General features: G+C 65.6%; 27 protein-coding genes. 9 read left to right on the forward strand and 18 right to left on the reverse strand.

Annotated features, from left to right (window positions below):
* Nucleotides 1-311: 311 nt before the first annotated feature.
* The gene (locus tag BCEP18194_RS02645) at nucleotides 312-1,313 is read left to right on the forward strand and encodes a cupin domain-containing protein (RefSeq protein ID WP_011349746.1); all 1,002 of its coding nucleotides are present in this window, start codon (nucleotides 312-314) and stop codon (nucleotides 1,311-1,313) included.
* 284 nt (nucleotides 1,314-1,597) lie between these two features.
* Here BCEP18194_RS02645 and BCEP18194_RS02650 read toward each other — a convergent pair whose 3' ends face one another.
* The 3 genes from BCEP18194_RS02650 to BCEP18194_RS02660 all read right to left on the reverse strand — a co-directional run bounded on the left by BCEP18194_RS02650 (nucleotide 1,598) and on the right by BCEP18194_RS02660 (nucleotide 2,828).
* Nucleotides 1,598-2,140: a carboxymuconolactone decarboxylase family protein gene (locus BCEP18194_RS02650; RefSeq protein ID WP_011349747.1), complete on the reverse strand. Its 543-nt coding sequence runs from the start codon at nucleotides 2,138-2,140 to the stop codon at nucleotides 1,598-1,600.
* A 139-nt stretch (nucleotides 2,141-2,279) separates the two neighbouring features.
* A complete protein-coding gene (locus BCEP18194_RS02655) occupies nucleotides 2,280-2,501 on the reverse strand; it encodes a hypothetical protein (protein ID WP_011349748.1) in 222 nt (73 codons plus the stop codon).
* Between the two features lie 63 nt (nucleotides 2,502-2,564).
* A complete protein-coding gene (locus BCEP18194_RS02660; RefSeq protein ID WP_011349749.1) occupies nucleotides 2,565-2,828 on the reverse strand; it encodes an HPr family phosphocarrier protein in 264 nt (87 codons plus the stop codon).
* Nucleotides 2,829-3,190: 362 nt separating this feature from the next.
* On the opposite strand from BCEP18194_RS02660, the gene BCEP18194_RS02665 reads away from it, so the two are divergent.
* Together BCEP18194_RS02665 and BCEP18194_RS02670 are read left to right on the forward strand one after the other, a co-directional pair.
* Complete coding sequence (locus tag BCEP18194_RS02665) at nucleotides 3,191-3,535, forward strand: zinc ribbon domain-containing protein YjdM (RefSeq protein ID WP_041492596.1); 345 nt, start codon at nucleotides 3,191-3,193, stop codon at nucleotides 3,533-3,535.
* Nucleotides 3,536-3,578: 43 nt separating this feature from the next.
* Nucleotides 3,579-4,427, forward strand: a complete 849-nt coding sequence (locus BCEP18194_RS02670) for a spermidine synthase (protein ID WP_011349752.1) — start codon at nucleotides 3,579-3,581, stop codon at nucleotides 4,425-4,427.
* Between the two features lie 33 nt (nucleotides 4,428-4,460).
* Here the strand turns inward: BCEP18194_RS02670 and BCEP18194_RS02675 are convergent, their stop codons facing one another.
* On the reverse strand, nucleotides 4,461-4,646 hold the full coding sequence (locus tag BCEP18194_RS02675) for a ribbon-helix-helix protein, CopG family (RefSeq protein WP_011349753.1): 186 nt from the start codon (nucleotides 4,644-4,646) through the stop codon (nucleotides 4,461-4,463).
* Nucleotides 4,647-4,732: 86 nt separating this feature from the next.
* The gene (locus tag BCEP18194_RS02680; RefSeq protein ID WP_011349754.1) at nucleotides 4,733-5,491 is read right to left on the reverse strand and encodes a YoaK family protein; all 759 of its coding nucleotides are present in this window, start codon (nucleotides 5,489-5,491) and stop codon (nucleotides 4,733-4,735) included.
* A 265-nt stretch (nucleotides 5,492-5,756) separates the two neighbouring features.
* Here BCEP18194_RS02680 and BCEP18194_RS02685 point away from each other — a divergent pair, with 265 nt between their 5' ends.
* Both BCEP18194_RS02685 and BCEP18194_RS02690 read left to right on the forward strand, forming a co-directional pair.
* On the forward strand, nucleotides 5,757-6,107 hold the full coding sequence (locus BCEP18194_RS02685; protein WP_041492597.1) for a hypothetical protein: 351 nt from the start codon (nucleotides 5,757-5,759) through the stop codon (nucleotides 6,105-6,107).
* The gene (locus BCEP18194_RS02690; protein WP_006489184.1) at nucleotides 6,104-6,316 is read left to right on the forward strand and encodes a twin transmembrane helix small protein; all 213 of its coding nucleotides are present in this window, start codon (nucleotides 6,104-6,106) and stop codon (nucleotides 6,314-6,316) included. Before BCEP18194_RS02685 ends, BCEP18194_RS02690 begins: the two co-directional genes overlap by 4 nt.
* Nucleotides 6,317-6,369: 53 nt before the next feature.
* On the opposite strand, the gene BCEP18194_RS40990 is transcribed toward BCEP18194_RS02690, so the two are convergent.
* From BCEP18194_RS40990 to BCEP18194_RS40865, 9 genes are all read right to left on the reverse strand, one after another.
* Nucleotides 6,370-6,849, reverse strand: coding sequence for a hypothetical protein (locus BCEP18194_RS40990; protein WP_011349756.1), 480 nt, complete (start codon nucleotides 6,847-6,849; stop codon nucleotides 6,370-6,372).
* Nucleotides 6,850-6,939: 90 nt separating this feature from the next.
* Nucleotides 6,940-8,166 (reverse strand): dienelactone hydrolase family protein, encoded by a 1,227-nt coding sequence (locus BCEP18194_RS02700; RefSeq protein WP_011349757.1) that lies wholly within the window; start codon nucleotides 8,164-8,166, stop codon nucleotides 6,940-6,942.
* A 52-nt stretch (nucleotides 8,167-8,218) separates the two neighbouring features.
* Complete coding sequence (locus BCEP18194_RS02705) at nucleotides 8,219-9,067, reverse strand: SDR family oxidoreductase (protein ID WP_011349758.1); 849 nt, start codon at nucleotides 9,065-9,067, stop codon at nucleotides 8,219-8,221.
* Nucleotides 9,064-9,702, reverse strand: a complete 639-nt coding sequence (locus tag BCEP18194_RS02710; RefSeq protein WP_011349759.1) for a cysteine hydrolase family protein — start codon at nucleotides 9,700-9,702, stop codon at nucleotides 9,064-9,066. Before BCEP18194_RS02710 ends, BCEP18194_RS02705 begins: the two co-directional genes overlap by 4 nt.
* A complete protein-coding gene (locus BCEP18194_RS02715; protein ID WP_041492599.1) occupies nucleotides 9,699-10,229 on the reverse strand; it encodes an aromatic-ring-hydroxylating dioxygenase subunit beta in 531 nt (176 codons plus the stop codon). Before BCEP18194_RS02715 ends, BCEP18194_RS02710 begins: the two co-directional genes overlap by 4 nt.
* Complete coding sequence (locus BCEP18194_RS02720; protein ID WP_011349761.1) at nucleotides 10,229-11,566, reverse strand: Rieske 2Fe-2S domain-containing protein; 1,338 nt, start codon at nucleotides 11,564-11,566, stop codon at nucleotides 10,229-10,231. The genes BCEP18194_RS02715 and BCEP18194_RS02720 overlap by 1 nt, the downstream gene beginning before the upstream one ends.
* A 38-nt stretch (nucleotides 11,567-11,604) precedes the next feature.
* Nucleotides 11,605-12,564, reverse strand: coding sequence for a PDR/VanB family oxidoreductase (locus BCEP18194_RS02725; protein ID WP_011349762.1), 960 nt, complete (start codon nucleotides 12,562-12,564; stop codon nucleotides 11,605-11,607).
* 103 nt (nucleotides 12,565-12,667) lie between these two features.
* Complete coding sequence (gene andR, locus BCEP18194_RS02730; protein WP_011349763.1) at nucleotides 12,668-13,651, reverse strand: anthranilate 1,2-dioxygenase regulatory protein AndR; 984 nt, start codon at nucleotides 13,649-13,651, stop codon at nucleotides 12,668-12,670.
* A 102-nt stretch (nucleotides 13,652-13,753) separates the two neighbouring features.
* The gene (locus BCEP18194_RS40865) at nucleotides 13,754-14,038 is read right to left on the reverse strand and encodes a hypothetical protein (protein WP_157687101.1); all 285 of its coding nucleotides are present in this window, start codon (nucleotides 14,036-14,038) and stop codon (nucleotides 13,754-13,756) included.
* A gap of 508 nt (nucleotides 14,039-14,546) precedes the next feature.
* On the opposite strand from BCEP18194_RS40865, the gene BCEP18194_RS02740 reads away from it, so the two are divergent.
* The gene (locus BCEP18194_RS02740) at nucleotides 14,547-15,989 is read left to right on the forward strand and encodes a sensor histidine kinase (protein WP_011349764.1); all 1,443 of its coding nucleotides are present in this window, start codon (nucleotides 14,547-14,549) and stop codon (nucleotides 15,987-15,989) included.
* 13 nt (nucleotides 15,990-16,002) lie between these two features.
* Here the strand turns inward: BCEP18194_RS02740 and BCEP18194_RS02745 are convergent, their stop codons facing one another.
* Nucleotides 16,003-16,476, reverse strand: coding sequence for an acyl-CoA thioesterase (locus BCEP18194_RS02745; protein ID WP_011349765.1), 474 nt, complete (start codon nucleotides 16,474-16,476; stop codon nucleotides 16,003-16,005).
* 231 nt (nucleotides 16,477-16,707) lie between these two features.
* On the opposite strand from BCEP18194_RS02745, the gene BCEP18194_RS02750 reads away from it, so the two are divergent.
* Nucleotides 16,708-17,646: a response regulator gene (locus BCEP18194_RS02750; RefSeq protein ID WP_011349766.1), complete on the forward strand. Its 939-nt coding sequence runs from the start codon at nucleotides 16,708-16,710 to the stop codon at nucleotides 17,644-17,646.
* A 359-nt stretch (nucleotides 17,647-18,005) separates the two neighbouring features.
* Here BCEP18194_RS02750 and BCEP18194_RS02755 read toward each other — a convergent pair whose 3' ends face one another.
* Complete coding sequence (locus BCEP18194_RS02755; RefSeq protein WP_011349767.1) at nucleotides 18,006-18,926, reverse strand: AraC family transcriptional regulator; 921 nt, start codon at nucleotides 18,924-18,926, stop codon at nucleotides 18,006-18,008.
* Between the two features lie 139 nt (nucleotides 18,927-19,065).
* Here BCEP18194_RS02755 and BCEP18194_RS02760 point away from each other — a divergent pair, with 139 nt between their 5' ends.
* Nucleotides 19,066-20,031 (forward strand): SDR family NAD(P)-dependent oxidoreductase, encoded by a 966-nt coding sequence (locus tag BCEP18194_RS02760; RefSeq protein ID WP_011349768.1) that lies wholly within the window; start codon nucleotides 19,066-19,068, stop codon nucleotides 20,029-20,031.
* 392 nt (nucleotides 20,032-20,423) lie between these two features.
* Nucleotides 20,424-21,641, forward strand: coding sequence for an acyl-CoA dehydrogenase family protein (locus tag BCEP18194_RS02765; RefSeq protein ID WP_011349769.1), 1,218 nt, complete (start codon nucleotides 20,424-20,426; stop codon nucleotides 21,639-21,641).
* 65 nt (nucleotides 21,642-21,706) lie between these two features.
* Here BCEP18194_RS02765 and BCEP18194_RS02770 read toward each other — a convergent pair whose 3' ends face one another.
* Together BCEP18194_RS02770 and BCEP18194_RS02775 are read right to left on the reverse strand one after the other, a co-directional pair.
* On the reverse strand, nucleotides 21,707-22,894 hold the full coding sequence (locus BCEP18194_RS02770; RefSeq protein ID WP_011349770.1) for an LLM class flavin-dependent oxidoreductase: 1,188 nt from the start codon (nucleotides 22,892-22,894) through the stop codon (nucleotides 21,707-21,709).
* A gap of 407 nt (nucleotides 22,895-23,301) precedes the next feature.
* Nucleotides 23,302-24,486 (reverse strand): porin, encoded by a 1,185-nt coding sequence (locus BCEP18194_RS02775; protein ID WP_011349771.1) that lies wholly within the window; start codon nucleotides 24,484-24,486, stop codon nucleotides 23,302-23,304.
* Nucleotides 24,487-24,704: the final 218 nt, after the last annotated feature.

A 24,704-nucleotide genomic window follows, 5' to 3' on the forward strand; every position in this document is an offset into this window, starting at 1 on the left:
GCGCTGGTTGGGTCCCGGTCACGCACCCGCAAGCAGAGCGGGCGGCGATGTTTCTCGGCGAGCGGCGGCGTGCGATTGACGGCGGGCGATGACGGCACTCTGCAAGCGGGTGTGGCCAATTCGGCAAGACGGAGAGCCGGAATGATAGCAAAACCCTTGCCCGCGCAGGCGACGCTGCGGGCGGCCGGAAGCGACGCCGTCGCGTCAACGGCACCGGACAGGAAGCGAGCGCGATCGCATCGGCTTCCCGCGCGATAATCGGACTTTCATGCGATGCGCGCGGCACTTCCGATGTGCCTTCACTCCTCAACATGACGCTCGAATCCGACTGGCTGAGCCGCTTCATGGCGCTCGTCACGGTCACCGGGAAGCTCGAAATCCGCTGCGCGTTCGGCGCGCCGTGGGCGATTACGTATGAGCGATCGCCTGCGTGCGAGATCCCGTATCACGCGGTGCTGCGCGGCCGCGCGATCCTCGAGAATCCCGACGACGGTACGGTGCGCGAACTCGGCGGCGGCGATCTCGTGTTGTTGCCGCACGGTTCCCCGCATGTGCTGCACGACGGCAGCGGGCTGCCGCCGGTGCCGGCGATCAAGCGGCCCGGCGGGCACGTCTTCATCGGCGAGAACGCGGGCACCGGTGAGCGGCTGGACATGCTGTGCGGGCGCTTCGTGGTCGCGCCGCCGCACGACCGGCTGATCCGGCGCCACCTGCCGCCCGATCTCGTCGTGCGCGCGGCGACGGACAGCCGTACGCCGGACGCGCTGGCCGCCACCGCGCGGCTAACCGCCCTCGTCGAATTGATGCGCGCGGAATCGCTCGAGCAGCAGCTCGGCGGCCTCGCGATCCTGAACGCGCTGTCGGCGGCGCTGTTCGCGCTCGCGCTGCGCGCGATCAGCGAATCGGGGCAGGCACCGACCGGTTTGCTGGCACTGGCCGGCCAGCCGCGCCTCGCGGCCGCGATCGTCGCGATGCTCGACGATCCGGCGAAGCCGTGGACGCTACCCGAACTGGCCGCACTGTGCAGCATGTCGCGCGCGACCTTCATGCGTCATTTCCAGTCGACACTCGGGCACTCGGCCGCGGACCTGCTGACGGACATCCGGATGAGCCTCGCCGCGAATGCGCTGCGCCAGCCATCGGCCAGCGCGGAGGCCGTGTCGGCCGACGTCGGGTATCAGTCGGTGGCCGCGTTTCGCCGCGTGTTCACGCGCTGGGCGGGCATGACACCCGGAGACTGGCGGCGCCAGTCGCTCGGCGGCCCGCGTGACACACCTGCATCGGATGACGGCGAGGCTGGCGACGCGGAGTAAGTGCGAAGACGGCGCCCGCGCCGGTTCCACGCAACACATATCGATCTGCCCGACGTCGATGCACGGTTCGATGCCGGCCCCATCGCTACGATTGTCCAACGCGGTGAACAGCGCGGCAGCCGCCAGCGCGTATCGCCTCCCGATCCTCCCGAACGGGGCTGCGGCCGTGATCCACGCGGAACGCCCGTCGCGGCAACGAGGCCGGCGACGGGCGCGCTCGAAACACGGACGGCGGCCGGCAGCGGGACTGCATGTGGTCCCGATTGCCGGCATTGCCGCGGGATTTACTTCACGGGCGGGAAATCGACGACCGTGTCGTTGATGCGGTTGAACGTGTTGGTGAAGATCGTCAGCGCGATCGTGAGCGAGATTTCCGCGAGTTGCGTGTCCGTGTAGCCGGCTTCGCGGATCGCCGCGAATTCGTCGTCGGTGATCGTGCCGCTCGTGCGTTGCAGGTTCAGCACGAAGCGGATCAGTGCGTCGCGCTTCGCGTCGCCGGTGTTCGGCTCGCTCGAACGGATCGCGCGCAGCGCGTCGGCCGACAGGCCCGTCATCTTGCCGAGCAGGTTGTGCGCGGCGACGCAGTAGTCACACCCGGTGTCGGCGCTGACGAGCAGCTTGATCGTTTCGAGATCCTGCTTGCTCAGCGTGCCGCCGGCGAGCACGCCTTCGGCATTGAGCACAGCCGCGAGCGCGTTCGGCGCGAGGTGGCCGACGGCGGCGAACAGGTTGGGGACGGTGCCGCCGGCGACCTTGCGGACTTGTGCGTACACGTCGGCGGTTGCGCCGGTGGCGGTTTCGATGGCGGGGATGGCGATGCGGCTCATGACTGGCTCCTTGATCGGAAAGTTGACGCCCGTTCGTTCGGGGTGACTCCACTTTAGAAGCGCAGAACGATCCTCATAAGACTCAAAATCGCCAATGTGATGCTCAAAAGGATCAAGCTGACGCGCCGCCGCTGGCGATCTACTTCCGGCTCTTCAGGAAGGTGCGTCCTTCGGCCGTGATCGACGCGCCGGAGCGGCCGTGTGCGGAATGGCTGACGAAGCCCGCGCTAACGAGCTCACGCGCGATCGACCAGCCGAGCGCCGGTGCGTCGCGCCCGTAGCGGACATCGGCGAGGCGCTCGAGCGCCCAGATGGCGGAGGCCGACAGGTTCGGGGTGTGGGACGTGAAGTTGTCGCTCATCGCTTCCTCATGAAAAGGGGATTCGGGGTGGGCGGGATGCCGTGACATCGGGCGGCGCGCGGGTCAGCGCGCCTGAAGAACGGGCAGCAGCGCCTGCAGTGCGGCCTCCTCGTCGGGGCCGGTGGCCAGCACTTGCGCGGACGTGCCGCCGTGCACCTGCAGCGCCGCGATGGCGGCGCTGTCCTTCGCATCGCTGCTGATTCCGTTCGCAATCAGCAGGATGTCGCTTTCGAAGCCGCGCGCCGCGTCGACGGCGGCTTCTCGTGCGGTGTAGCCGCGGTTGCGGTTCCACGCGGGGCCGATTTCAACGTACACAACGGTTGCCACGATGTCGGAGAGCCTCTGGACGGAACGTCGGAATCGGTGTGCGGCGCCGGGCCGGCGGTGCGCCAGGCACGCGTGAAACGTGCTTTACCGCACGACTCGGGGAAGCCGGCAGCGCAGCCGGGGTGTGCCATCCTGCGTGGATGTGCCGGCATTCTCGGTGAAACAGGCCGCAAGTCCGGCGAACGGCGCGAAAACGATGATTATAATACAGCGTTCAAAATATGTGTATTGCATTATAATGTCGTGTGCGCCGAAGCCGGCCCGCCGACCCGTCGGCGGGAACCTGCAGGCCGGCCGGGCGACGCTGCCAGCGCGCCCGGCATTTTTATCGACGACTCAACACCCCCTGAATGGAAGCTGCAATGAACGCCGCCCCCGCCTGCCCGCAATGCGCGATGGAAAACACTTACCCGGACGGCACGCTGACCGTATGCGCGGACTGCGGCCATGAATGGTCGGCCGGCGCCGGCACCGAAACGGGCGACGAACCGGCGGGCGACGTCGTCAAGGACGCCAACGGCAACGTGCTGTCGGATGGTGACTCGGTCGTGCTGATCAAGGACTTGCGTGTGAAGGGCTCGTCGATCACGCTTAAGATGGGCACCAAGGTCAAGAGCATCCGGCTCGTCGGCGGCGATCACGAGGTCGACTGCAAGACCGACATGGGCGGCTTCATGCTGAAGGCCTGCTACCTGAAGAAAGTCTGAGCGCGCACGCTCCAATCGACCGTCAGCAATCGACTGCCCGTTCATGGCCGAGGATCGAATTTCCTACGACGCGTTCATCAGATTCCTGGCGACGCCGCTGAACGACGGCCGGCCGTTCGTGCTCGAGACGCAGCACGCGCTGTCGCTGCACTTCGACCATTTCGGCACGCAGAGCTTCATGTCGCTCCGGGATCCGGGCCGGCTCGAGCTCGGCTATACGCGCGTGATGATGGGTTTTCTGCTGCTGCAGCCCGAGCCCGCGCACATCTGCATGCTCGGGCTCGGCGGCGGTTCGCTGGCGAAGTACTGCTACCGGCACTTGCCCGGCTCGGCGATCGACGCGGTCGAGATCAACCCGGACGTGATCGCGCTGCGTGACGTTTTCAGGATTCCTGCTGATGACGGCCGGTTCAGGGTGGTGTGCGCCGACGGCGCGGATCATCTGGAAAGGGCGGATGTCAGGACGGACGTGATCCTGCACGACGCGTTCGTGGCCGACGGCATGCGGGGCCGCTGTGCGGGCGCCACATTCCTCGCTGCATGTCACGAGCGCCTGAGCGAAACCGGCGTGCTGGCCATCAACTTCATGGACGACGATCCGGCGCTGCCGGCGCATCTCGAGCAACTGCGCTCGGTGTTCGGTGCGTCATATACGTTGGTGCCGTGCGGCGACGACAACAACTTCATCGCGTTCGCATGGAAGGGCGGCAACCGGCTGCCGTCGTTGCGTATCCTGCTCGAGCGCGCACTCGCGTGTGCGCGGGCCGGCGAGCTCAAGCTGGCGGCCACGGCGAGGCGCATGAAGGCCGGGGAGAGCGTTGACCCGCAACGGCTGGTGATGTGTGCGCAGCCGCACGGGCGATGGGAAATCGGCGGCGCAAACGCCAGGTAGGCGGCGGCGCCGGCGCGGCCTGTACGGTTGCGATTACTTCATGCGCTTGCCGAGCGCGCTCTTGGTCTTGTACGTCACGCCGTGGCGGTCGAGATACTCGCGGATCAGTTGCCGCACGACTTGCGAAGGCGTGAGATCCTGCTCCGCGCAGAGCATCTCGAAAGCTTCCTTTTTCGCGGGGTCGATCAGGACGGTCAGGCGGGCGGTTTTCGTTTCCATTGCGGGGCGAGGGTGGTCGGTATGTTAATCAAATTATAATCGAACGCCTTCGGCGCCACCGCCGAAAACGCTTTCGTGGTGTGCGATCAGCGCCTGCTGCGAAGCAGCGCGAGCAGGTCGTCGATCACCGGCACGATCGCAAGCGTGACGAGTACCGCGGCAAGTGGCACGGTCGACACGTAGCCGACATGCTTGAAGCCGATCGCGCCGGCCAGGCCGCCGATGAAGAACGACGTGAGCATCGTCGCGTGAATCCGCAGTTTCGAGCGGTTGGCGACCACCGCATGCGTGTCGACGTCGGCCGCCGACCGGTTCCAGTAGAACAGCTTCCCGAGCTCGATGCCGAGGTCGGTCACGATGCCGGTCATGTGCGTCGTGCGGATCTCGGCGCCCGACAGCTTCGTGATCGTCGCGTTCTGCAACCCCATGATGAAGCACAGCAGCGTCACGGTCACCGGCACGAAGAAGGTCTCCCACAGCGCGAGGTGGCTGCCGAGCAGCCCGAACAGGAGCAGCAGTGCGGCCTCGACCAGCAGCGGCAGCATGAACTGGCTGTGCAGGCCGCGGCGGCGGCCCCAGTTGACGAGGATCGCCGAGCAACTGGCGCCGATCAGGAACGACCCCAGCGAACTGATGCCGGCCAGCGCGAGCCGCAGGTCGCCGAGCGCCGTCTGGTCGGCGATCGCCGACACGATGCCGCTCATGTGCGACGTGTATTGCTTGACCGCGAGAAAGCCGCCCGCATTGGCCGCGCCGGCGACGAACGCCAGCGAAAACCCGAGCTGACGGTTCGCGGTCGCGCTGCGGTGTTTTCCCGTCAGGTTTCGAAAATACTGCGCTGGCATAGGGACTAGGGGCTAGGGGCTTCGCTCGATCGCCGCGGATCGCGGGCACGGACGTGAAGACCGACACCGGGCGGCTGGGCGGGCACGCCGCCTGCGCACTGGTGCCGGGTCTCTCGAACCATGTGACGAACATGATAATGTCATTATCATACTCTGTTAGTCGAATAGGGCTTTCAGTACAATGTCATCCAGCGCGGCCGGACTGCGGCTCCGCCGCCGCATGGCCGCGCCGCCCGCCTTCGCGATCACTTCTGCCCACCGTTTCATGACCCCGATCAAGTTCATTCTTCGCTACACGGCGATCCCGTTCACGGCCATCGTGGCTGTGGTGATCTGGACTGTCATACCATCGTCGAAAGAGATCGATGCGAGACAATATGCGGCGCTGTCGCGCGCGTACGCGAGTTTCCCGCTGCCGTTCCGGCGCGAGATCTCGGAAACGATGGACCACGGCCGGATCAACGACCGGCGCTACCAGGCGCTCGTGCGCGATTCGCTGGGCAATGGCGTCGCGCTGGACTGGCCGGCGTCGGGCGTCGGCGAGCTCGCCGACGAGCGGCAAAAACTGGCCGAACTGATTCAGGCCGATTCCGATCTTCAAGGGCATCACCAATGAAAACTCTGCTGGTTTCCGTGGCATTCGCGATGATCATCGCGAGCCTGATCTTCGCGCTGTATTTCATGAATCACGATCGCGGCAAGTCCAAGCGGATGGCCTGGTCGCTCGCGGCGCGCGTCGGGCTGTCGGTCACGCTGTTCCTGTCGCTGCTGATCGCTTACAAGCTGGGCTGGATCGAGCCGACCGGGCTGCCGATCGGGCGCTGAACGACGGACGCCCCGTTGCATGCGGGGCGTTCGCGAAAATGCGAGTTTGAATCTTAAATAGAGCTATTGTGATAAGAATACTTATCCAAGTAGCGTGATTTAATTTCGAAATCAATCGATTCCAAAATCCAAAACGCGTCTGGGCAGAGCCAGCGAGGGGGAGTCGACCGCCTCACGCGCTTCGTGCCTGAGGCGATCGAGACCGACACCGCGCCCGCGCGCGATCGCCAACGGAAACAGGTCGTCCAGCGAGCGTGGTGACAATGCGTGTGCGCGAGGCCGAGCAGGTCGCCGGCCGTATCGAACGCGCCGGACCCGAAACCGGACCCGTTCGGATCGCGCAGGCCCGCCTGCGTCGCCACGAAGATGTCCTCGTCCAGAGCGACTTCGTAGAACGCCTGATCGTCCTTCCACTGGCACCGCGACGCGGCGTCGTCGGCCGCATCGCGTGGCCGGATTGCGATTGACGCCGCATTGCGTGCACCATTGTCAACGGTGGTGCCCCGGATCGGCCCCCGTCGGGAAGGCGGCAACGCGCACCGGCCCGAGTGCCGATCATCGCGCGCCAGGCGGGGCCGCCTGTCCGGAGGGGGCGAGGGGAGGGCCGTCGCCGGCGCGCACTGCTATCGCGCCGGTTCGCTCTCGCGCCAGCGCGCCATCAGCGCGTTCGACGGCAGCGTTTCATCGAGCAGCTTGCGCGCGGCCTCGACGCCCGAGACCGGCAGCCCCTGCGGATCGAGCAGCCCGAGCTGCACGAGCACGCTCGCCTGATCCCAGTAGATATGCTCGTTGTAAAGCTTCGGCCCGCGAAACGCAACGACGACGATCATCGGGATCTCCACGCGCTTGCCGGTCGGCGCCACGCCCGGCAACAGCCAGTCGATTTCCCGGTCGTGCGTGAACGTCAGGATGAACTCGTCCACCATGCGATCGACGCCGACCACCCGCGAGATCGGCACCATCGCCATGTCGGCCGGGTTGTTGTGGATGAAGTGATGCGTGTAGAAACGCTTGAGCTCCGTGTAGCCGGTGCCCCCTGTCATTGTCGGCACGTGGTTCACGTAGGGCTCGGGTACCATCGTCTGCATCGTTTCCTCCGGGTCGCGCGCGGCGAACTCCAGATGGAAATGATGATCGGCGAGCGCGCCGAGATCGTAGTCGGGCCCGAGCGCCTTGCGGAACACCGCGAGACTGCGCGTGTGCGCGGACATCGCGGCCGTCTTGACGAAGGTCGGGCCGCTACGGCTGAACGCATGGCCGGCGCCCGCATATTCGTACAGCTTGACGTTCGGCTTGCTGTCGAGCGCCGCGCGTATCGCAGTCACGGTTTCGGGTGGATTGAGCGTATCGGTGCCGCCGAAATGCAGCGCTATCGGGCACGCGATGCGCTCCACGAGATCGAGCGACTGCTCGATGCCTACACCGTAATAGCCGACCGCACAGTCGACGCCGCACCGCGCCGCAGCGAGATACGCGAGCTTGCCGCCGAGGCAGAAGCCGAGCACGCCGACCTTGCCGGTCGATTCGGGCAGCGCGCGGGCATAATCGACGGTTGCACGTATATCGACGATGGCACGCGCCACGTCGAAGCGCTGGTAATAGTCGAAGGCCTTCGCATGATCGTCATCGCCGTAACCCAGCTCGATGTTCGGCGCGAACTGGTGGAACAGGTCCGGCGCGATCACGACGTATCCCTCCGCCGCATACAGGTCGGCGACTTCACGCATCTCGGCATTGACGCCGAAAATCTCCTGCAGCAGCACGATGGTCGGGCCGTTGCCGGCTTCCGGCAGCGCGAGATAGGCGTCGAACGCTGCGTCGCCACTGCCGATTCTGATTTGCTTCGTCATGGATGGATTCCCGATGGAGTAGGGTGGAGACACGGCGGATTCGCACCGCGCGCTATTGCGGAGGCTGCCGCCCGAACCACTCGCGCGGCGACACACCCTGATCCGGCCCGAGCATCGAGAAGCCGCCGTCGACGGGCACGTCGACACCGGTGATCCACGATGCGTCGTCCGAACAAAGAAACGCCACCACGCGTCCGACCTCGTCGCCGCGGCCAACGCGGCCGAGCGGATGCAGCGGCCGGCCGACGCGATCCGCCCGCTCGACCGAACCGCCGGCGAGATGCTCGAGCGACGGCGACCACGTCCAGGCCGGCGACACGCTGACCGCCCGCAGCCCGCGCGGCGCGAGATCGACTGCGAGATTGCGCGTCAGTTGCAGCAGCGCAGCCTTCGACGCCGGATACAGCGCGCGGCCGGCCGCGCCGAACTTTCCGCCGACGCTGCCGAGATTGACTACGACGCCGCCGCGCCGCAGGTGCGGCGCTGCCTTCTGCGCCAGGATCGCCGCCGACACGAGATTTACGTCGAGCAGGCGTGCCCATTGTTCCCGGGTCGACGCGAGGCCGGCGTCGTCGTAGCTGCACGCGTTGTTCACGATGAGGTCAAGGCCGCCGAAAGCGGCGATGGCCGTCGTGATCGCACGTTCGAGCTGCGCGTCGTCGGTGACGTCGGTGGGCGCAAAACGCGCCGACGCACCGATCGAAGCCGCCAGAGCATGGCCCGCGTCGGCATCGAGCCCGGCGATCAGCACGCAAGCGCCTTCTTCCGCGAGACTGCGCGCGATGTCGGCGCCGAGCCCTTGCGTCGCGCCGGTGATGATCGCAACCTTGCCTTCGAGGCGCGCGGCCGCGTTGCGCGACCGATCGCGCAACCGTGCTTCCGGGGTAGGTGTCGTGCTCATTCGCCCTCCGTTTGAGAGTCCGTGCCGAACAGTTCGTCGACGGTGGAAATGGTTGCGATCAATCGCATCGATTCGAGCGACGCGTCGTGCTGCCGGCGGTCCGCGCATGCGCACGCGTCGGCCGCGACGGTCACGCGGTAGCCGAGATCGGCTGCGTGACGCGCGGTCATTTCGACGGTCGAATGCGTCGCGACGCCCGCGACGATCACATGACGCACATCGTGTGCCGCGAGTATCTGCTCGAGCGGCGTGCCGATGAAGCCGCTCGTGCACCTGTGATGCACGACGTAATCGAGCGCGCGCGCCGGATCGGGATCGAGCGTCGGATGGAAGCGCGCGCCCCAACTGCCGTCGCGCACCGCGCCGAGCTCGGCGGTACGCACGAATATCGGCGCGTTGCGCGGCAGGTCCGCATAGTCGTCGCGAAATGCGATGCGGACATGGACGATCGGCAAGCCGTACCCGCGCGCGCCGGCCAGCAGCGCGCGGGCCGCATCGAGCACGGCCGCGCGCTCGGGCTGATCCGCGTCGAAGCCCACGCGGATCTTGCCGTGCGGATCGAGCACGTCGTTCTGGTAGTGCAGCGCGATCACGGCCGTTCGCGCCAGCGTTCCCGACAGCGGCTTGGCGTTCACACGAACACCTCCAGGTTGGCGAGCGCGTCGGTCGAATTGACGAGATCAACGCGCTTCAGATAGATCTTCCAGTCGTCGCCGCTCGTGTCGAGCTTGTGCGTGACGAGCCCCGCCAGCGCGCGCTGCCCGAGCCGCCATTCGTGGACGATCAGCGTCGAGTGGACAATCAGCCGGCCGGCCGCGTCGCGGCCGTCGACGATCACGTTGCCGACGATGCGCGCGGTGCGGGTCGTCGGCTGCTGCGACCAGTTGCGCAGGTTCGTCACGCGGCCCGCCCGCACCTCGCGCAGCGTCGCATCCTCCCAGAACAGCGAAATATGGTCGTGCGGGCTGGCCTGGCCCGGTTCGTGCGGCAGCCAGTACATGCCGTCGGGTGTCCACAGGTCGAGCCACGGGGCGAACGCGCGCGTATCGAGCAGCCGCGCCTCGCGAAACAGGAATTGCGCCGCGTGCGCCAGCAGCGTGGCATCACGGGCGGCCGGGTCGACCGCCACGGTCGACACATCGAAAGCCGGGTCGTGCAGCATCATGCAGCTCCTTCGACAGTGCTGGCGGGGAGCGTGGTTTCATCAACCATGAAGCGCTTCCACGCGGCGAACTGGTTGCGCATCGGCAGTTCGCTGGTGCCGTTGATCGACACGAAGCCGTCTTCCGTTGCGCGATCGGTACCCGCATAGCGATGCATGCTCACCCATTCGCCACCGTGGGTCTGGTTGCCTTCCTGGCAGCGCGCGTAGACCTCGACGTCATCGGGCATCACGTTCGACGACGGCGAATTGATCACGTTCGCGTAGGTCAGCGCACGCTCGAACACGGCGTCGGGTGCGCCCTTCAGCCGGAACAGCTGGATTTCGACGAGCGTCTTGTCCACTGCAATTGGCCGGATCACGCGAAACTGCTGGAATACGGTATGCGGGGAACCGCTGCCGTAGATGACGGTGTTGTGGCGGTTCATGCCGAGAATCCGGCGCGCGCGTTCGTCGCCGTAGGCGTCGGCGAGCACCGCGAAATGTGCGGTCGACACAGGGTCGCGCTCGGCGGCCGCCGGATCGAAAATCCCTTCCATATAGCCGTGGCCGTACGCATAGGCGCGCAGTTCGAGCTTTTCCCAGAACGCGTAGGGCTCGCCGTTGCCGTCCATGACGAGCAGCTCGAACGGCATCGTGCCCATCTCCGCGGCCTTTTCCCGGGCCGCCACTACCGACGATTCGTGCGTGACCGGCGCATGCATCGTGTCATGCAGGTTCTCGTAGAACAATTTCCAGTTCGAGCGCTGCAGCACGCGGAACACACCGCCCGTGACCTCGACCTCGCCCACGGGCGAGCGATCGCACAGATTGTCGATCGACGAGACGACGCCGTTCAGGAACGTCCGGAGATCGGGCCCTTCGGCGCTTTGGCTGGCAAACACGAAGCCGCGATAGCGGTCCACGCGCGCGACGCGTCGCATCGAGAAATCCGGATGCTTCGGATCGAAACACGTGTTCTGCAACCCGTTGCGCAGTGGCGCCGAAAGGTGCGTGCCATCGTGTCGGAACGTCCACGCATGGTACGGACACCGGAAGAATTTTCCGACGGAGCCGTCGCCGTCCGGCACGATCTTCGCACCCTTGTGCGGACACCGGTTGTAGACGACGTGCACCGCGCCGTCCGTGCCGCGCACCATCACGACGTCCTGGTCGCCGATGCGCGCTGTGTGATAGTCGCCGGGGGCCCTCACCTGGCTTTCGTGGCCGACGTAGATCCACGCCTGGCCGTAGATCCGTTCCATTTCCAGCGCGAAGATCTCGGGATCGGTATAGAGGCGCTTGTGCACGCTGTCGGGGCGGACCAGGCCCGCGAGGGTCTCGTTAGTCAGGCTCATGCGGTTTCCTTGCTCGGAGAGGGACGATAGGGACGGGCTTACAGATCGAGGACGAGGCCCGCGCTTTTCGCGCGCGACACGCACGGGCAGAACGAACCGCCTGCGTGTTCCTCGTCGGTGAGGCAGATGTCGCGATGATCGGGCTCGCCGTCGAGCAGCCGGACCGTGCAGACGCCGCAGTCGCCGCGCCGGCAGTCGTAGAGCGGATCGAGCCCTGCTTCGATCAACGTATCGAGAATCGACGCGCCGGCCGGCACGTTCAGCACGCGCCCCGACGTCGCGAGCCGAACTTCGAACGGCGCATCGCTGCCCGACGGGACGGCCGCCGCAAAACGCTCGCTGTGCAGCGCATCGTCGCGCCAGCCGAGACGCCGGGCCACGGCGAGCGTCGCCTCGATGAGTCCCGTCGGGCCGCACACGTACAGATGCGTGCCGGGCTCGGGCGCGCCGATCGTGTCCGCCAGCGGCATGCCGCGCGCCGGGTCGCCGTTGTCGAACCAACAGGTCGCATCGGGCAGTGCGGCCACTTCGTCCCGATAGGCCATCGACGCGGCATCGCGCGCGGCGTAGTGCAACGTGAATGCACGCCCGGCGCGCGTGAGTTCGCGCGCCATCGACAGGATCGGCGTGATGCCGATGCCGCCTGCGATCAACAGATGCCGCTGTGCGTTCGTGGCGAGCGGGAAATCGTTTCTGGGCGGATCGACATCGAATTCGTCGCCGGGCACGCACGCGTGCATCCATTGCGAGCCGCCGCTTCCGGCGGCTTCGCGCAGCACGGCGATTTCATAGTGGTCGACGCAAGCGGCGCCAGCGTCGGCGTTGACGAGCGAATACGCGCGCCGTGGCGGGCGAGGGGAGAGCGGCACGTGCACGCCGATGTGCGCACCGGCGTCAAACCCGGGCAGCGGCGCGCCGTTCGAGGCGACGAGATGCAATCGTCGGATTGCGGGCGTCAGCGCCTCGATGCGCGCGACGCGGATTCTGAGCAGGGACATCCAGCGGCTCCGTCGAATTCGGACGGATCGACTGTATGTGGACGAATCGGCCGCGAATATCCACCGAGCGCAGCGCCTGTCCGGCGTGCGCAGAATTTCGTGCTCAGCCGGCGGAGCGGCGCGCGCGGCGCAGCGTATCCGACGGCGATTCTCCGAACGTTTCGCGGTACAGGATCGCGAAGCGGCCGAGATTCGCGAAGCCGCAGCCGAGCGCGACGTCCGCGACACGCTCAGCCTCGCGCGCATGCAGCAACTGGTCGCGCGCACGTTCGAGACGCCGCTCGCGCACGAGTTGCATCGGACTGCCGTGCGAGAAGCGCTGGAAGCCGTCGAGCAGCGTGCGTACCGGCACGCCGGCCGCCAGCGCGATATCGGCCAGCGTGATGGGCTCGCACGCGTGCTCGACGATGTAGGCCTCCGCGCGCTTGACCGTGCGCGGCACGAGCGCGGTCCCGCCGGGCCGCGTCTGGCAGTGATGCGGCTGGCCGGCGAGCAGCAGCGAGATGACGAGCCGTTCGAATTCGAGCGCGATGCGGCGGTCGCGCTGGGCAAGCGCGACGGTCTCCGGCGAGGACGCCATCACGCGCAGTTGCGCGAGCCACGGCTGCAGTTCCTGCCGCGTCAGGTCGAGCGTGGGCTCGATCTGCAGATGGTCGTGGCCCGTATGTGCGAGGATCGCGCGCCTGTCGATGCGCACGAAGAACTGCTCGCAGTCGCGTGAAAACGTGCCGCCGAACCGGGTGGCCGGCCCGACGATCACGCCCTGGGTCGGCCCGGCGATCGTGCGCCGGCCGCCGACGTTCAGGTCCGCGTAGCCGCCGAGACTGAGGATGGCCAGGTAGTAATCCTCGATTTCGCCGGCATCGACGCTCATGGTGCCGGCATAGCCGATGGTGCCGAATCCGACGCTGTCGATCCGGACATGATCCATGTACGCGGAATAGCCGCCGCGCGAACTGCCCGGCGTGAGCCGATGCGGCTGCAGTACCGCGGCAATACGTTCGCGCGTGTCGTCGAGGTCGTCGGATTCGAAATAACGATATCGCCGAAGCAGGGTCGGCTCGATCGGCAAGGAAGCAGTCAGCATGGCGGATCTTCTTTGCGTATGCGTGGGGAGCCCGGGGGGCGAGAAAACGATCGATGCGGAACCTTCCGGGAGTGCACCCACTGTACACGTTTGCCGTTCGGGTCAATAAACCGGGCAATTTCGTCCGCTGGCGAACGCCAGAAAATTGCCGGAACCGGACACACAACGGCGCCATCCTGCGGAAAACGGCCAGATCGCGATTTTCGGCCCGCCAGCAACCGGTCGATGCTTTCGTGCGCGGTCGGCCGGCAGCGCATCCTGCCGTCGGCTGATCCCGAGTCGCTCGGCGGCTCGCCAACGCATCAGAAGCGGCTCGATCACGGCTACCACGATCTTCCGACGATCCAGCTCCCGCATGCTCATGGTGATCAGTCCGGGTTGGCCCACGATGCGCTCCGGCAGTTCGAACCGCCGCCAGCATGCCGGCAGTCAAAAGCACGACATCTGTAAATAGCCAGAACACGACATTACTGAAAAGCCCTGAAAAACTAAAAGGCGATCATCAGCGTGATGTAATCAGGTTTCGCACGACGCGCGGCAGAGTCCGCCAACGCTGCAACGGCACCGCAGGGGAGTTGACGCGGATCTTCGCAAGACCACGGCCAATGACGATGTGAATCCGCGACGTGCAACTTCATGAATTCACGAGGATTTCGCACCTTCCGGCCAATGCGGGCCGGCGAAGTGCCAACCGTGCTTCGCAAACGGCGACAAGTTCATTTTGGTCAACGCTGCCCAGCACTCGACACAGCGCGATCAACAATCGTGATGCGCAGAAGCCCCGTGGGCAAACCCGCCGCGCGCGCTCGCCTGCCGCGGCGTGCTACTCTCGCAAATGGCACCGGCCAAGACAGTTCAGTGGTGCGCGACCAGTGAACATGGTGGATTCACGCATATGTACTCGATCTTGCCCGCGTTTGTCTCTGCGTTGTTTCTCGGGTTTGGCCTCTACGTGCTGGCCACCAAGGGGCTCACGCGGGTATCCGTCCCGTTCGCCTTGATGTGCGCGACTACCTTCGTCTGGCAGGGAACATGGGCCTTCCTGTTCCAGACGACCGACGCGGACGTCGCCAACGTGTTGGTCAAGGCAGGTTATCTGTTCATCCTTTTTCTGCCGACGACCTTCTATCATTTCGTGACGGAGGTCGTGTCGCGTCGGGACGAGCGGCCGGTCATATTCGCGTCCTACGGACTCTGCGTCCTGCTGGCCGTGCTGCTGGTCACGAGCAATACGGTCGTCGATGGATTCCGCCTGCATTTCTTCGGCCCGTATCCCAAGGCGGGCCCACTGCATCCGCTGCACGTCGTGCAGACGGTATGCCTGGTCGGCCGCAGCGGTTGGCTCCTGATCGAGGCAAGACGACAGGGGCGGGCGCGCGACGTCCGGCAGTTGCTCACTCAATGTCTCGTCAGCCTGGGCCTCTACTCGCTCGCGGCGACCGACTATGCGGTGAACTACGGCGCCGAGTTCTATCCGGTGGGGGTGCTGTTCATCGCGATCAGTCTCGGGATTCTCGCGATGTCGATCGTCCGCTATGGCCTGATGGGCCCTTATCTCCTGGCCGCGACGGTCGCGCACGAAGTGGCCACGCCGCTGGCGGCGATCGGCCTGCACGCGGACGAGCTGCGCAACGTCCTGCCCGTGCTGTTGCGCGGGTATCGGCTGGCGGTGGAGCAGCGGTTGTGCGCCGACGATTTGTATCCTGGACAGCTGGAGCGGCTATCGACGCTCGCGTCGTCGATCCGGCGTCAGGTCGACACCACGAGTACGGTGGTCGAGATGTCGCTGGCGTCCTTTACGCTGGACCGACTCGATCGCCACAGCTTCGCGGCCTATCCGATACGGGCCTGTGTCGACGCCGCAGTGGATCGCTTTCCGTTCCGTCCGGGTGAGCGAGACCGCGTATCGGTCGACACGATCGATCCGGACATCCGGTTTTTCGGATCCGATTCGCTCGTGATCTTCGTCATCTTCAATCTGCTGAAAAACGCCCTGTACGCGATCCACGCAAGCGGCCGTGGGCAGATCGAGATCGACGCTCATCGCAGCAACGGTTACTGCGTGGTGCGTTTCAGCGATACGGGCCCGGGCATCCCCCCCGATGTGCTTCCCCAGATCTTCGATGCCTTTTTCTCAACCAAGTCACACGGTCGCGGCGCCGGCATGGGCTTGAGCTTTTGCCGCCGCGTATGTGAAGCGCTCGGCGGCACCATCACGTGTGAATCCTCCCCCGGCGTCCGGACCACATTCACGATTCGGCTGCCGGAGCCCGGTGCGCCGGCGGACGACACACTGCGCGATCCGCCGGCGCTTCCCCGGCGCTATCGCATCGGGTAAGGTGGTCTCACGTTCAGTTCGCGGCGGACGGCAGGATCAGTTCGTACGCCTTGACCCGCTCGATGATGCCCGGCGGAAACCGGCGGATCCGCTTGTCGGAACCGGCAAACACGATTTGCTGATACCCCAGCGACACCTGGCGTCCGTCAACGTAGAAGCGAAACAACAGATAGGCCGAACATTGCCGAACCTCGAACGTGTTGAGAAAGCAATCGACACGTTGGAACGGAAATGTCTCCTGGACGTATTCCTGGTGCGCGCGCTTCGTCACGAACGCCCCGCCAGCCGCCAGCAGGTTGTTGTGGATGCATTCGTGGAACCAGCGTTCACGGCACACGCCCTGCCATTCGAAGTAGCGTGCGAAATAGGTATTCATGAAGGCATTGGAATCCTTGAGGTAAATGTCGACCACGTGGTGGAAGGTTTTCTCGGACTGATGCGCCGTTTCGTTGGAAAGGACGTGAAGAATCGCGTCTCGCGTCAACATGGATAACTCCTTGAGTCGCTACTGGCGGTAGCTGCGCATTCCTTCAACGAGAAGGAATGGCCCGATTCTCCCCGTGCAATTCTGCTGAGCGGCGAGATTGAAACATTCCGGATTTGCAAATGCGGAACAGTTGATGTGCGTCCCACTTTCGCCGGATAATTGCCGCGATAATCATTCGCGGTAATTCGTCTCCGATACCGCATCTTCTTCTGCTGATTTATCGAGACTCTTATGCAACCCTTCGTTAGGCAGCCGGTGCTTTTTCCCGTGTCCGTGGTATTTGTCGACGACAATCCGGATTTCCTGCAGGCGCTGCGGGGCGCATTTCCGGACGAACGCCTGAACCGCTTTTTTACGCACCCCCAGGCGGCGCTCGACTTCGTGTCGTCGCGTGACACGGAGGTGCCGCCCCTGGCTGCGGACTATTTCGGTGCGGAGAAAACCGGCGGGAATGCGATCGGCGAGGATGCACTCGCCGATCCCGCCCGATTCGAGGCGGTGGGCGCGGTGGTCGTAGACTATTCGATGCCGGAGGTCGACGGCATCCAGTTTCTGACCTCCATCCGCAACGCGAACTGCACGAAAATCCTGCTCACCGGCGTCGCCGACGAGCGCGAGGCGGTGGCCGCGTTCAACGCGGGACTGATCGATTGCTATCTGAAGAAAACCGACGTCGAGATGGCGCGCAAGCTGGCAACCGCGCTGGACACCGCGAAACGCAAGTGCTGCGCGGCCCGCGGGCACATCAGCCTGCATGAGGCGGGGGCGACCTACCGGGATCCACGGGTCGTCAAACTGATCGATGAGGTGGCCGCGCGGGAAGGCATCGTCGAATACTACTGGCGCCCCAATCAGGACGCGGTGCTGATGTTCGATGCCGCCGGCGCGCCAAGTGTATTGCTCGCCTGGAACGAAGAGGACTGGTCGTTCCACTGCGATATCGTGTCCGACGCGGGCGGACCGGCCGAATTGCGCCAAGGCATGGAAGCGCGCCGCATCATGCCGCTATTCTGGCCATCCCAGGCCTATCGGCCGGGCCTCGCGGACATTCGCTGCGCGGCCCCGCTACCCGTTCCGGAATGGCCCGGCACGTCTTATAGCTGGATCCGTCTGGATGATCCGGCCACCGAGCGCGAACTGCCCACATGGGCAAAATGGCGTCACGCGTAAGCGATCCTTCTCCCGTCTCCAAACGGAAAGGATCGGCGAAGCGGTGCTGTCGTCGACTCGGTAGCCATTCGAATTGGAATAATCCCTGTCAATGTTGACAGTTATCGGCGGCACGGAATTTTGTTCTAATTGCGCCTTATTCCGAGGGCCGCCCATTTTTCCATTAGACGGCACATCCGTTCCGAGCAGACCGTTGACCAACGGTCTGCTCGCGCTTCCAATATCGATCGATTCTCGATCCGATGTTGTCGTGATGCTTCACGAAAGCCGCTGCGACAAACAATCCATAAATTTCCGACTGTTCGACGCGAAACGCTGGATCGGACATGTATCCGACCGACAGGGTTTTCAACGGTCCGTTAATCGCCCGACTCGCTCGCGAAATCATGGCGATACGCGCGGGGAGAACACCCCACGATGCGCTTGAACGCGTGTCCGAACGCGCTATCCGAGTCGTAGCCCAGCCTCTGCGCGATCGCCGATATCGACGCGTTCGAGCGTCGTAGCTCCCGCATCGCGAGCTGCACGCGCCAGCGCAGCACGTACTCGAGCGGCCCGAATCCCAGCCGCCGCTTGAAATGCAGCGCGAACGTCGAACGCGATACGTGGCAGCAGGTCGCGAGTTCGTCGACCGTCCAGCGTCGCGCGGGCTCCGCATGAATGGCGACGAGTGCCGTGCTGACCCGGGCATCCGCGAACCCGGCAAGCCAGCCGACGTCGCTGTTCGCGCCGTCGTCCACATAACGCCGCAGGATCTCGACCAGCATCATGTGACCGAGATGTCGAACCATCAACGACGCGCCCGGCGACGGCTTGCCGAATTCATGTGCGAGCCGCTGCAGCGCCCAGCGCAACACCGCCGCCTGCTCGGAGTCGCCGCTGACGATGACCACGGGCGGCAGGCTGCCCAGCAGCAGCGGCATGCCTTCCTCGTACGAGAAGCGGCCACCGATCAGGAAGCAATTCACCGGTTCGCCATAGTGCGCGATACCGCGTTCGACGTTCCGGTACACGTCGGCGGCAGGCACCTGCGGAACCGATGGATCGCTCGCCAGCGCAAATGCCCGCGGCGATGCGAGCAGGAAGCAGTCGCCCGTGCGCAGCTGGATCGGCGGTCCGGCGCCGTCGACGGTCAGCCAGCAACTTCCTTCGACAACCGCATTGAACTTGATTCCCTCGGGCGGTGGAATGGCCACCGCCCACTCGCCGCCTGCTCTCAGGCCGGTGAAATACGAATCGCGCGTTTCCAGCAGCGCCAGCACTTCCGATAGCGGATCCACGCTCAAGCTCCGGACGATCTCGACGAAAAACCGGATTCTATTGCATTCACAGTCCGGGGGTATCGCCGGAGAATGATTTCGTGCAGTGACGCGGCCGACAGGCGGGCGCGCGCTTCACGCATCGTTCCAGGAGCCTTCAATGACGAGCAGGCAACACCCCCTTCATTCCGGATTCGGCGCCGCATCGACGGCAAACGACGTACTGGTCGATCTCGACCTTGACGGCAAGACCGCGATCGTCACGGGCGGCCATTCGGGTCTCGGCCTGGAAACGACGCGCGCGCTGGCTCAGGCTGGCGCGACCGTCATCGTCGGCGCACGGAATGCCGATGCTGCACGCGAAGCAACGCGCGGCATCGCCGGTGTGGAGATCGCGGCGCTCGACCTCGCCGATCTCGCGAGCGTGGCCGCATTCGCGGCGCGGTTCGTCGAGGCGCGCCGCGACGTGGACATCGTCATCAACAGCGCGGGCGTCATGGCGTGCCCGGAGACGCGTGTCGGCGATGGGCTGGAAGCGCAGATGGCCGTCAATCATCTTGGCCATTACGCGCTCGTCAACGGACTGTGGCCGGTGCTCGCGCAGGGCGACGGCGCCCGCGTGGTCGCGGTGTCGTCGCTCGGGCACCGGCTGTCACCGATTCGCTGGGATGACGCCCAGTTTGCGCACGGCTACGACAAATGGCTGGCGTACGGGCAGTCGAAGACCGCCAACGCGCTGTTCGCGGTACAGCTCGATGCGCTCGGTGCCCCGTATGGCGTGCGCGCCTATTCGCTGCATCCGGGCAAGATCGCGACACCACTGCAGCGCCATCTGACACGCGAAGAGATGATGGCGCAGGGCTGGGTGGACGAGCACGGCCTGCCAATCGATCCGACCTTCAAGACGCCTGCCCAGGGTGCGGCAACCCAGGTCTGGGCGGCAACGTCGCCGCGTCTTGCCGGGATCGGTGGTGTCTATTGCGAGGATTGCGACATCGCGGTTGTCACGCAGGGAAACGAGGAATCGGGCGTGCGGCCGCATGCGATCGATCCGGAGGAGGCGGCCCGTCTGTGGGCGTGGTCCGCGGCGCTGACCGGGATCGATGCCTTCGCGGTGCGCCGTTGACGTCTAAGCGCTCATGGCGGCATGCACGGCCAGCGGCAGCGACAGGGGCATGCGGCCGGTGCGGGTCCCCGCGCGGCCGCTTATCCCGGGGGCCGCGCGATCGGGCTTGACCCGAATCCGGATTCACCGAGGGTCGCAGGTTGCCGCCCGCATCGTGACGGCGGCGATCGACCGGGTTCATGTTGGACACGCGCGGCTGTGCAGCGCCGAGGCATCCTGCAAGGGTGCGATAGTGCGCGACCATTCCCTGCATACGCATAACAAAAGCTGAAATCGGTTTTTCACGCGCTACGCGCGCGTCCCTATACTTTGCGAGGCTCCGCAGGCAGCGATTCGCATATGCCGCGATCGCGCGACGCAGCGCCCGATCTTCTCAAACAAGGACTTGCCGAATGACTGCCCGTGATGCCGTCGATCCGCGCGACGCGTTGCGCGACGCGCTTGCCGCGCTGCCCGATCTCGCGAATGCGATTGGGCAGGATGCCGCGCAACGCGAGGCGCGTCGCGAACTGCCATTCGAGGGTTTCTCGATCTTCCGTCGCTCGACACTGGGCGTGCTGCGGATTCCGGCAGAGCGCGGCGGCCTCGGCGGCACGCTGGTCGATCTGTTCGACACGATCGCGACGCTGGCTGCCGCCGATTCGAATCTCGCGCACGCGCTGCGGATCCACTACGACCAGATCGAGACGCTGCGGCTGTCGCCGCGCACGCCGTTCAACGACGTGCAGCTCGAGCGCGCGCTGGCCGGCGCGATCTTCGGCGGCGCGTCGACCGAGCGCGGCACGTCGCGTCCCGGTGAGAACACCACCGTGCTGCGCCGGGACGGCGATCACTATCGCTTGACGGGCCGCAAATATTATTCGACCGGCACAGCGTTTGCCGATTTCGCGCGCATCAACGTGGAGAACGAGCAGGGCGACGCGGTCGCCGTGATCATTCCGGTCGCGCGGGACGGCGTGCAGGTGCTCGACGACTGGGACGGCATGGGCCAGCGCATGACCGCGAGCGGCAGCCTGTTGCTGAACGACGTGCAGGCGTTCGCGGATGAAGTCGCCGCGCGCGACGGCTCGACGCTCGTCGGCCGCCATTGCGGCGCGCTGCGGCAGCTGCATCTCGTCGCGACGGGCGCAGGCATCGTGCGCAACGTGGTTGCCGATGCGCGCCGCTACGTGCTCGCGCACGGCCGCCCGGTGCTGCACAGCCCGGCGCCGACCGCGCGCGACGATCATTTCATCCAGCAGGTCGTCGGCGAGCTGTCCGCGCACAGCCACGCGATCGACGGGCTCGTGCGTGAGAACGCACGGGCGCTCGACCGTTCCGCCGACGCGATCGAAGCCGGCGACGCCGATGCGCATGCCCTTGTGCTCGACAGCGCGCTCGCAACGGCACGTACCCAGCTCATCGTCAGCAAGCTTGCGCTGCATGCGGCGGAGCGGCTGTTCGAAGTTGGCGGCGCGTCCGCGACGGCGCGCGAACACAACTTCGACCGGCACTGGCGCAACCTGCGCACGATCTTCAGTCACAACCCGCTGCTGCACAAGGCGCGCGTGATCGGCGACTACGAGCTGAACGGCGTGACGACGCACCTGACCGAAGGCCGCGTGTTCTGACGCGGCCGTGCCGGTCCGGCGGGTATCAGCGTGACGACGCGCGACGGCGCATCCACGGCCCGACGTCAGCGCCGCAGGCCGGCGTCGCGCAGTAGCGGCAGCACACGCTCGCCGAAGAAGTCGAGATCGGGCTTGAAGTCGTAGAAGCTCAACTGGATGCCGTCGATGCCGGCGCGGTGCAGTCGCACGATGGTATCGGCGACTTCTTCCGGCGAGCCGGTGATCGAGATATTGCCGCCGATCGCGCGTGAGTCGGCCTGCGAGCGTTGCTCGATGCCACCTCGCCACGCATGCGCGTCGCTGTCGAAACGGTGGAAGCTGCCTTCGTCCGCATGCGCGACGATCGCGTCGCGGTAGGCACGCGCTTCGGTCGCTGTCTCGCGGCAGATCACGAGCGGGTTGAGCAGCGTGCGGATCGCCCGGCCGCGCGCCGCGGCGGCGGCCTTCACACGTGCGGTATGCGCGGGCAGCGCATCGATCGCCTGTTCGGCATCCGTGCCGGCCGGGCTCGTGACGAACACGATGTCCGAATAGCGCGCGGCGAAATCGATGCCCGCATCGGAGCCTGTCGCGTTGATCAGCAGCGGGCGGCCGTAGCGGGGCTTCGGCGTCACGAAAGCGCCGCCCAGCCGCCAGCTCGACAGTTCCGGCGTGTAGCTGAAATTGTCCGGTTGCGCCCACAACTGCTGAACTGCATCGAGGAACTCGGCGGCCATTTCGTAGCGCCGGTCGTGTTCGATCCGGTTCCAGCCGAACATCTCGTGCTCGACGGCGCGGTGGCCGGTCACGACGTTGATGCCCCAGCGCCCGCGCGAGATGTGATCGAGCGTCGCGGTGAATTTCGCGAAATGCAGCGGATGCCACGGCCCGTAGAGCACGTGGCTCGTCGCGACGAGGATGATCCGTTCGGTGCGCGCGGTCAGCGCGGCCAGCGTCATGAACGAGTCGAGCGCGTGGCCGTCGAACACGCCGCCGTAGCCGCCTTTCGGCAGCCACTGCGACAACGCGAACACGAGATCGAAACCGAGCGCCTCCGCGCGTGCGACCAGGTCGGCGTTGTAGTCGAACGTCCAGTCCGTCGTGCGCGGCAGCGTCGACGCGCTCCAGCCGCCGGCCTGGATCGGCAGAAACAGCCCGAGCATCAGCGGCTGCGCAAGGACGCGCGACACGGGGCTGTTGGGGAAGTCCGCCGGCGAGCGAACATCGACGAATGGCGATGGTGCGACCGGGGTGGCGAGGGCGGTGTCGCTCATGAGGGCTTCCTTGCAGGTTGGGCACGCACCGCGCGATGGCGGCTGGCGCTGCAGTGGATCACATCGCGTTCGTGCGGCCCCGGTACGCAGCAGGGCGGTGACAGCAACGGCGCGCCCGGTGCGCGTTTCCGCAGCCGCACGTCAAGTAGATAACGCGGGTTGAGAGGCTGCCTCTCTAGCGTGCCGCCGGCAGGCGACATCGTGGCGACCCATCCGTTGCCGAACTGGCGCAGAGCCGCGTGCCGGCTGCTGCGCGGCGCGCGGGGACCAAAGCGGGAGTCGGTCACGATCGGACGTGTATCGCACGCGGGAAAACGCCCATTCTCGGCAACCGGGCCTGGCGCGACAAACAACGATTCCCGCTTTGCTTATCGCACCACGCTGCGCCGCGCCCGATGCGTGCACCGTCAGAACTTCACGCGCAGCCCGCTGACGAACGCGACCTGGCGGTTCGTCGACGACGCGCTGCCGATGTTCGAGATCGCCGCAATCGAGCGATAGCCGCCCGCGGTTGCCGTGCTCGGATCGCCGGCCGCGAGTTGATAGATGCCGGACAGGTAGAGATCGGTGCGCTTCGACAACGCATAGTCGAAACCGAGCGTGAACTGGTGCCAGCGCGGTTTCAGCGTCTGGCCGCCGGTGCCCGGCAGGCCGCTCGCGCGCCCGTCGGTGAACGTGTAGACGCCGATCAATGTGGCCGCCGGCGTGATCTGGTAACGCGCGTTCACGTCGTAGTTGTTGAACTTGCGGGACGAGCCGTCGAGATAGTCGAGTTGTGTATGGCTCCACGCGAAGCCGAGCGTCGCACGGCCGAGCGTGTAATTCGCGCCTGCCACGCCGATCTGCTGCTTGAGTACGCCGCCGTTCAGCCCGTAGAAGAATGCGCCGCTGTAGTCGTTGCCGGTGGTGGAGGTCGCGCCGCCCACTGCGCCGCTCGTATTCGACGTCGAATTCGGATGATTGATGCGAACGTAGCCCGCGCCCACCGACAACGGGCCGTTCACGTAGTTCGCCGACGCGCCCCATGCGTTGTTGTTCGAGAACCCGGTGCCCGCGCCACCGTTGGCCTGGTTGCTGAACGCATAGAGCAGGTCGGCCGTGAAACCGGCGATCGTATCGCTGCGGAACTTCACCGCGTTGTTCAGCCGGAAGCTCTGGTTCATGTTGTCGTTGTCGCCCACGTGCGTGGCCGGCGACCAGAAGCCTGACCCCGAGTACGGCGCGACGAGGTCGGTGATCGGCTCGTACTGGCGGCCGAAGGTCAGCGTGCCGAGCCCCTTGCTGGCGAGGCCCACGTACGCCGAGCGGCCGAACAGGCGGCCGCCCTGGCCAAGCCCGCCGTCGCTCGGCCGGAACCCGCTTTCGAGCGTGAAGACCGCCTGCAGGCCGCCGCCGAGATCTTCCACGCCTTTCAGGCCCCAGCGGCTGCCGCTCAGTTTGCCGCTCGTCTGCTGGATGTTGCTCGCGCCACCCTGGTTGTTCGTATAAGCGAAACCGGCATCGACGACGCCGTACAACGTGACCGAACTCTGCGCATGTGCGCTGACCGAACCGATCGAAACCAAACCCAGGACTACCGTTTTTTTGATCATGACTATCCTCTGTTTTTATGGGTACCTCTGTGAGGATCACGATGCTATTGACGACGATCGTGCCGGCGAACGGTCGATCCGTGGTTTGTAAATCGCTGCGCGGCCGATTTGCAATGTGTGCTGCCGCAAGCCCTGCATGTGCGCCGCGATCGCGTCCGGTACCCATGCTGCGGCGAACGTATCGCGCGAACGGTGAACGTCGAGCGCCGGATACGCGC

The organism is Burkholderia lata (assembly GCF_000012945.1).
GTDB lineage: Bacteria > Pseudomonadota > Gammaproteobacteria > Burkholderiales > Burkholderiaceae > Burkholderia > Burkholderia lata.

What these genes read in the sequence shown, in the direction of transcription:
- BCEP18194_RS02650 (WP_011349747.1), bottom strand. Translation starts at nt 2,140, where the DNA reads ATGAGCCGCATCGCCATCCCCGCCATCGAAACCGCCACCGGCGCAACC.
- andR (WP_011349763.1), bottom strand. Translation starts at nt 13,651, where the DNA reads ATGCTGACTGCTTCCTTGCCGATCGAGCCGACCCTGCTTCGGCGATAT.
- BCEP18194_RS02690 (WP_006489184.1), top strand. Translation starts at nt 6,104, where the DNA reads ATGAAAACTCTGCTGGTTTCCGTGGCATTCGCGATGATCATCGCGAGC.
- BCEP18194_RS02705 (WP_011349758.1), bottom strand. Translation starts at nt 9,067, where the DNA reads ATGAGCACGACACCTACCCCGGAAGCACGGTTGCGCGATCGGTCGCGC.
- BCEP18194_RS02700 (WP_011349757.1), bottom strand. Translation starts at nt 8,166, where the DNA reads ATGACGAAGCAAATCAGAATCGGCAGTGGCGACGCAGCGTTCGACGCC.
- BCEP18194_RS02720 (WP_011349761.1), bottom strand. Translation starts at nt 11,566, where the DNA reads ATGAGCCTGACTAACGAGACCCTCGCGGGCCTGGTCCGCCCCGACAGC.
- BCEP18194_RS02670 (WP_011349752.1), top strand. Translation starts at nt 3,579, where the DNA reads ATGGCCGAGGATCGAATTTCCTACGACGCGTTCATCAGATTCCTGGCG.
- BCEP18194_RS02645 (WP_011349746.1), top strand. Translation starts at nt 312, where the DNA reads ATGACGCTCGAATCCGACTGGCTGAGCCGCTTCATGGCGCTCGTCACG.
- BCEP18194_RS02725 (WP_011349762.1), bottom strand. Translation starts at nt 12,564, where the DNA reads ATGTCCCTGCTCAGAATCCGCGTCGCGCGCATCGAGGCGCTGACGCCC.
- BCEP18194_RS02750 (WP_011349766.1), top strand. Translation starts at nt 16,708, where the DNA reads ATGCAACCCTTCGTTAGGCAGCCGGTGCTTTTTCCCGTGTCCGTGGTA.
- BCEP18194_RS02655 (WP_011349748.1), bottom strand. Translation starts at nt 2,501, where the DNA reads ATGAGCGACAACTTCACGTCCCACACCCCGAACCTGTCGGCCTCCGCC.
- BCEP18194_RS02715 (WP_041492599.1), bottom strand. Translation starts at nt 10,229, where the DNA reads ATGCTGCACGACCCGGCTTTCGATGTGTCGACCGTGGCGGTCGACCCG.
- BCEP18194_RS02765 (WP_011349769.1), top strand. Translation starts at nt 20,424, where the DNA reads ATGACTGCCCGTGATGCCGTCGATCCGCGCGACGCGTTGCGCGACGCG.
- BCEP18194_RS02760 (WP_011349768.1), top strand. Translation starts at nt 19,066, where the DNA reads ATGACGAGCAGGCAACACCCCCTTCATTCCGGATTCGGCGCCGCATCG.
- BCEP18194_RS02665 (WP_041492596.1), top strand. Translation starts at nt 3,191, where the DNA reads ATGAACGCCGCCCCCGCCTGCCCGCAATGCGCGATGGAAAACACTTAC.
- BCEP18194_RS02675 (WP_011349753.1), bottom strand. Translation starts at nt 4,646, where the DNA reads ATGGAAACGAAAACCGCCCGCCTGACCGTCCTGATCGACCCCGCGAAA.
- BCEP18194_RS02775 (WP_011349771.1), bottom strand. Translation starts at nt 24,486, where the DNA reads ATGATCAAAAAAACGGTAGTCCTGGGTTTGGTTTCGATCGGTTCGGTC.
- BCEP18194_RS02770 (WP_011349770.1), bottom strand. Translation starts at nt 22,894, where the DNA reads ATGAGCGACACCGCCCTCGCCACCCCGGTCGCACCATCGCCATTCGTC.
- BCEP18194_RS02740 (WP_011349764.1), top strand. Translation starts at nt 14,547, where the DNA reads ATGTACTCGATCTTGCCCGCGTTTGTCTCTGCGTTGTTTCTCGGGTTT.
- BCEP18194_RS02685 (WP_041492597.1), top strand. Translation starts at nt 5,757, where the DNA reads ATGACCCCGATCAAGTTCATTCTTCGCTACACGGCGATCCCGTTCACG.
- BCEP18194_RS02745 (WP_011349765.1), bottom strand. Translation starts at nt 16,476, where the DNA reads ATGTTGACGCGAGACGCGATTCTTCACGTCCTTTCCAACGAAACGGCG.
- BCEP18194_RS02680 (WP_011349754.1), bottom strand. Translation starts at nt 5,491, where the DNA reads ATGCCAGCGCAGTATTTTCGAAACCTGACGGGAAAACACCGCAGCGCG.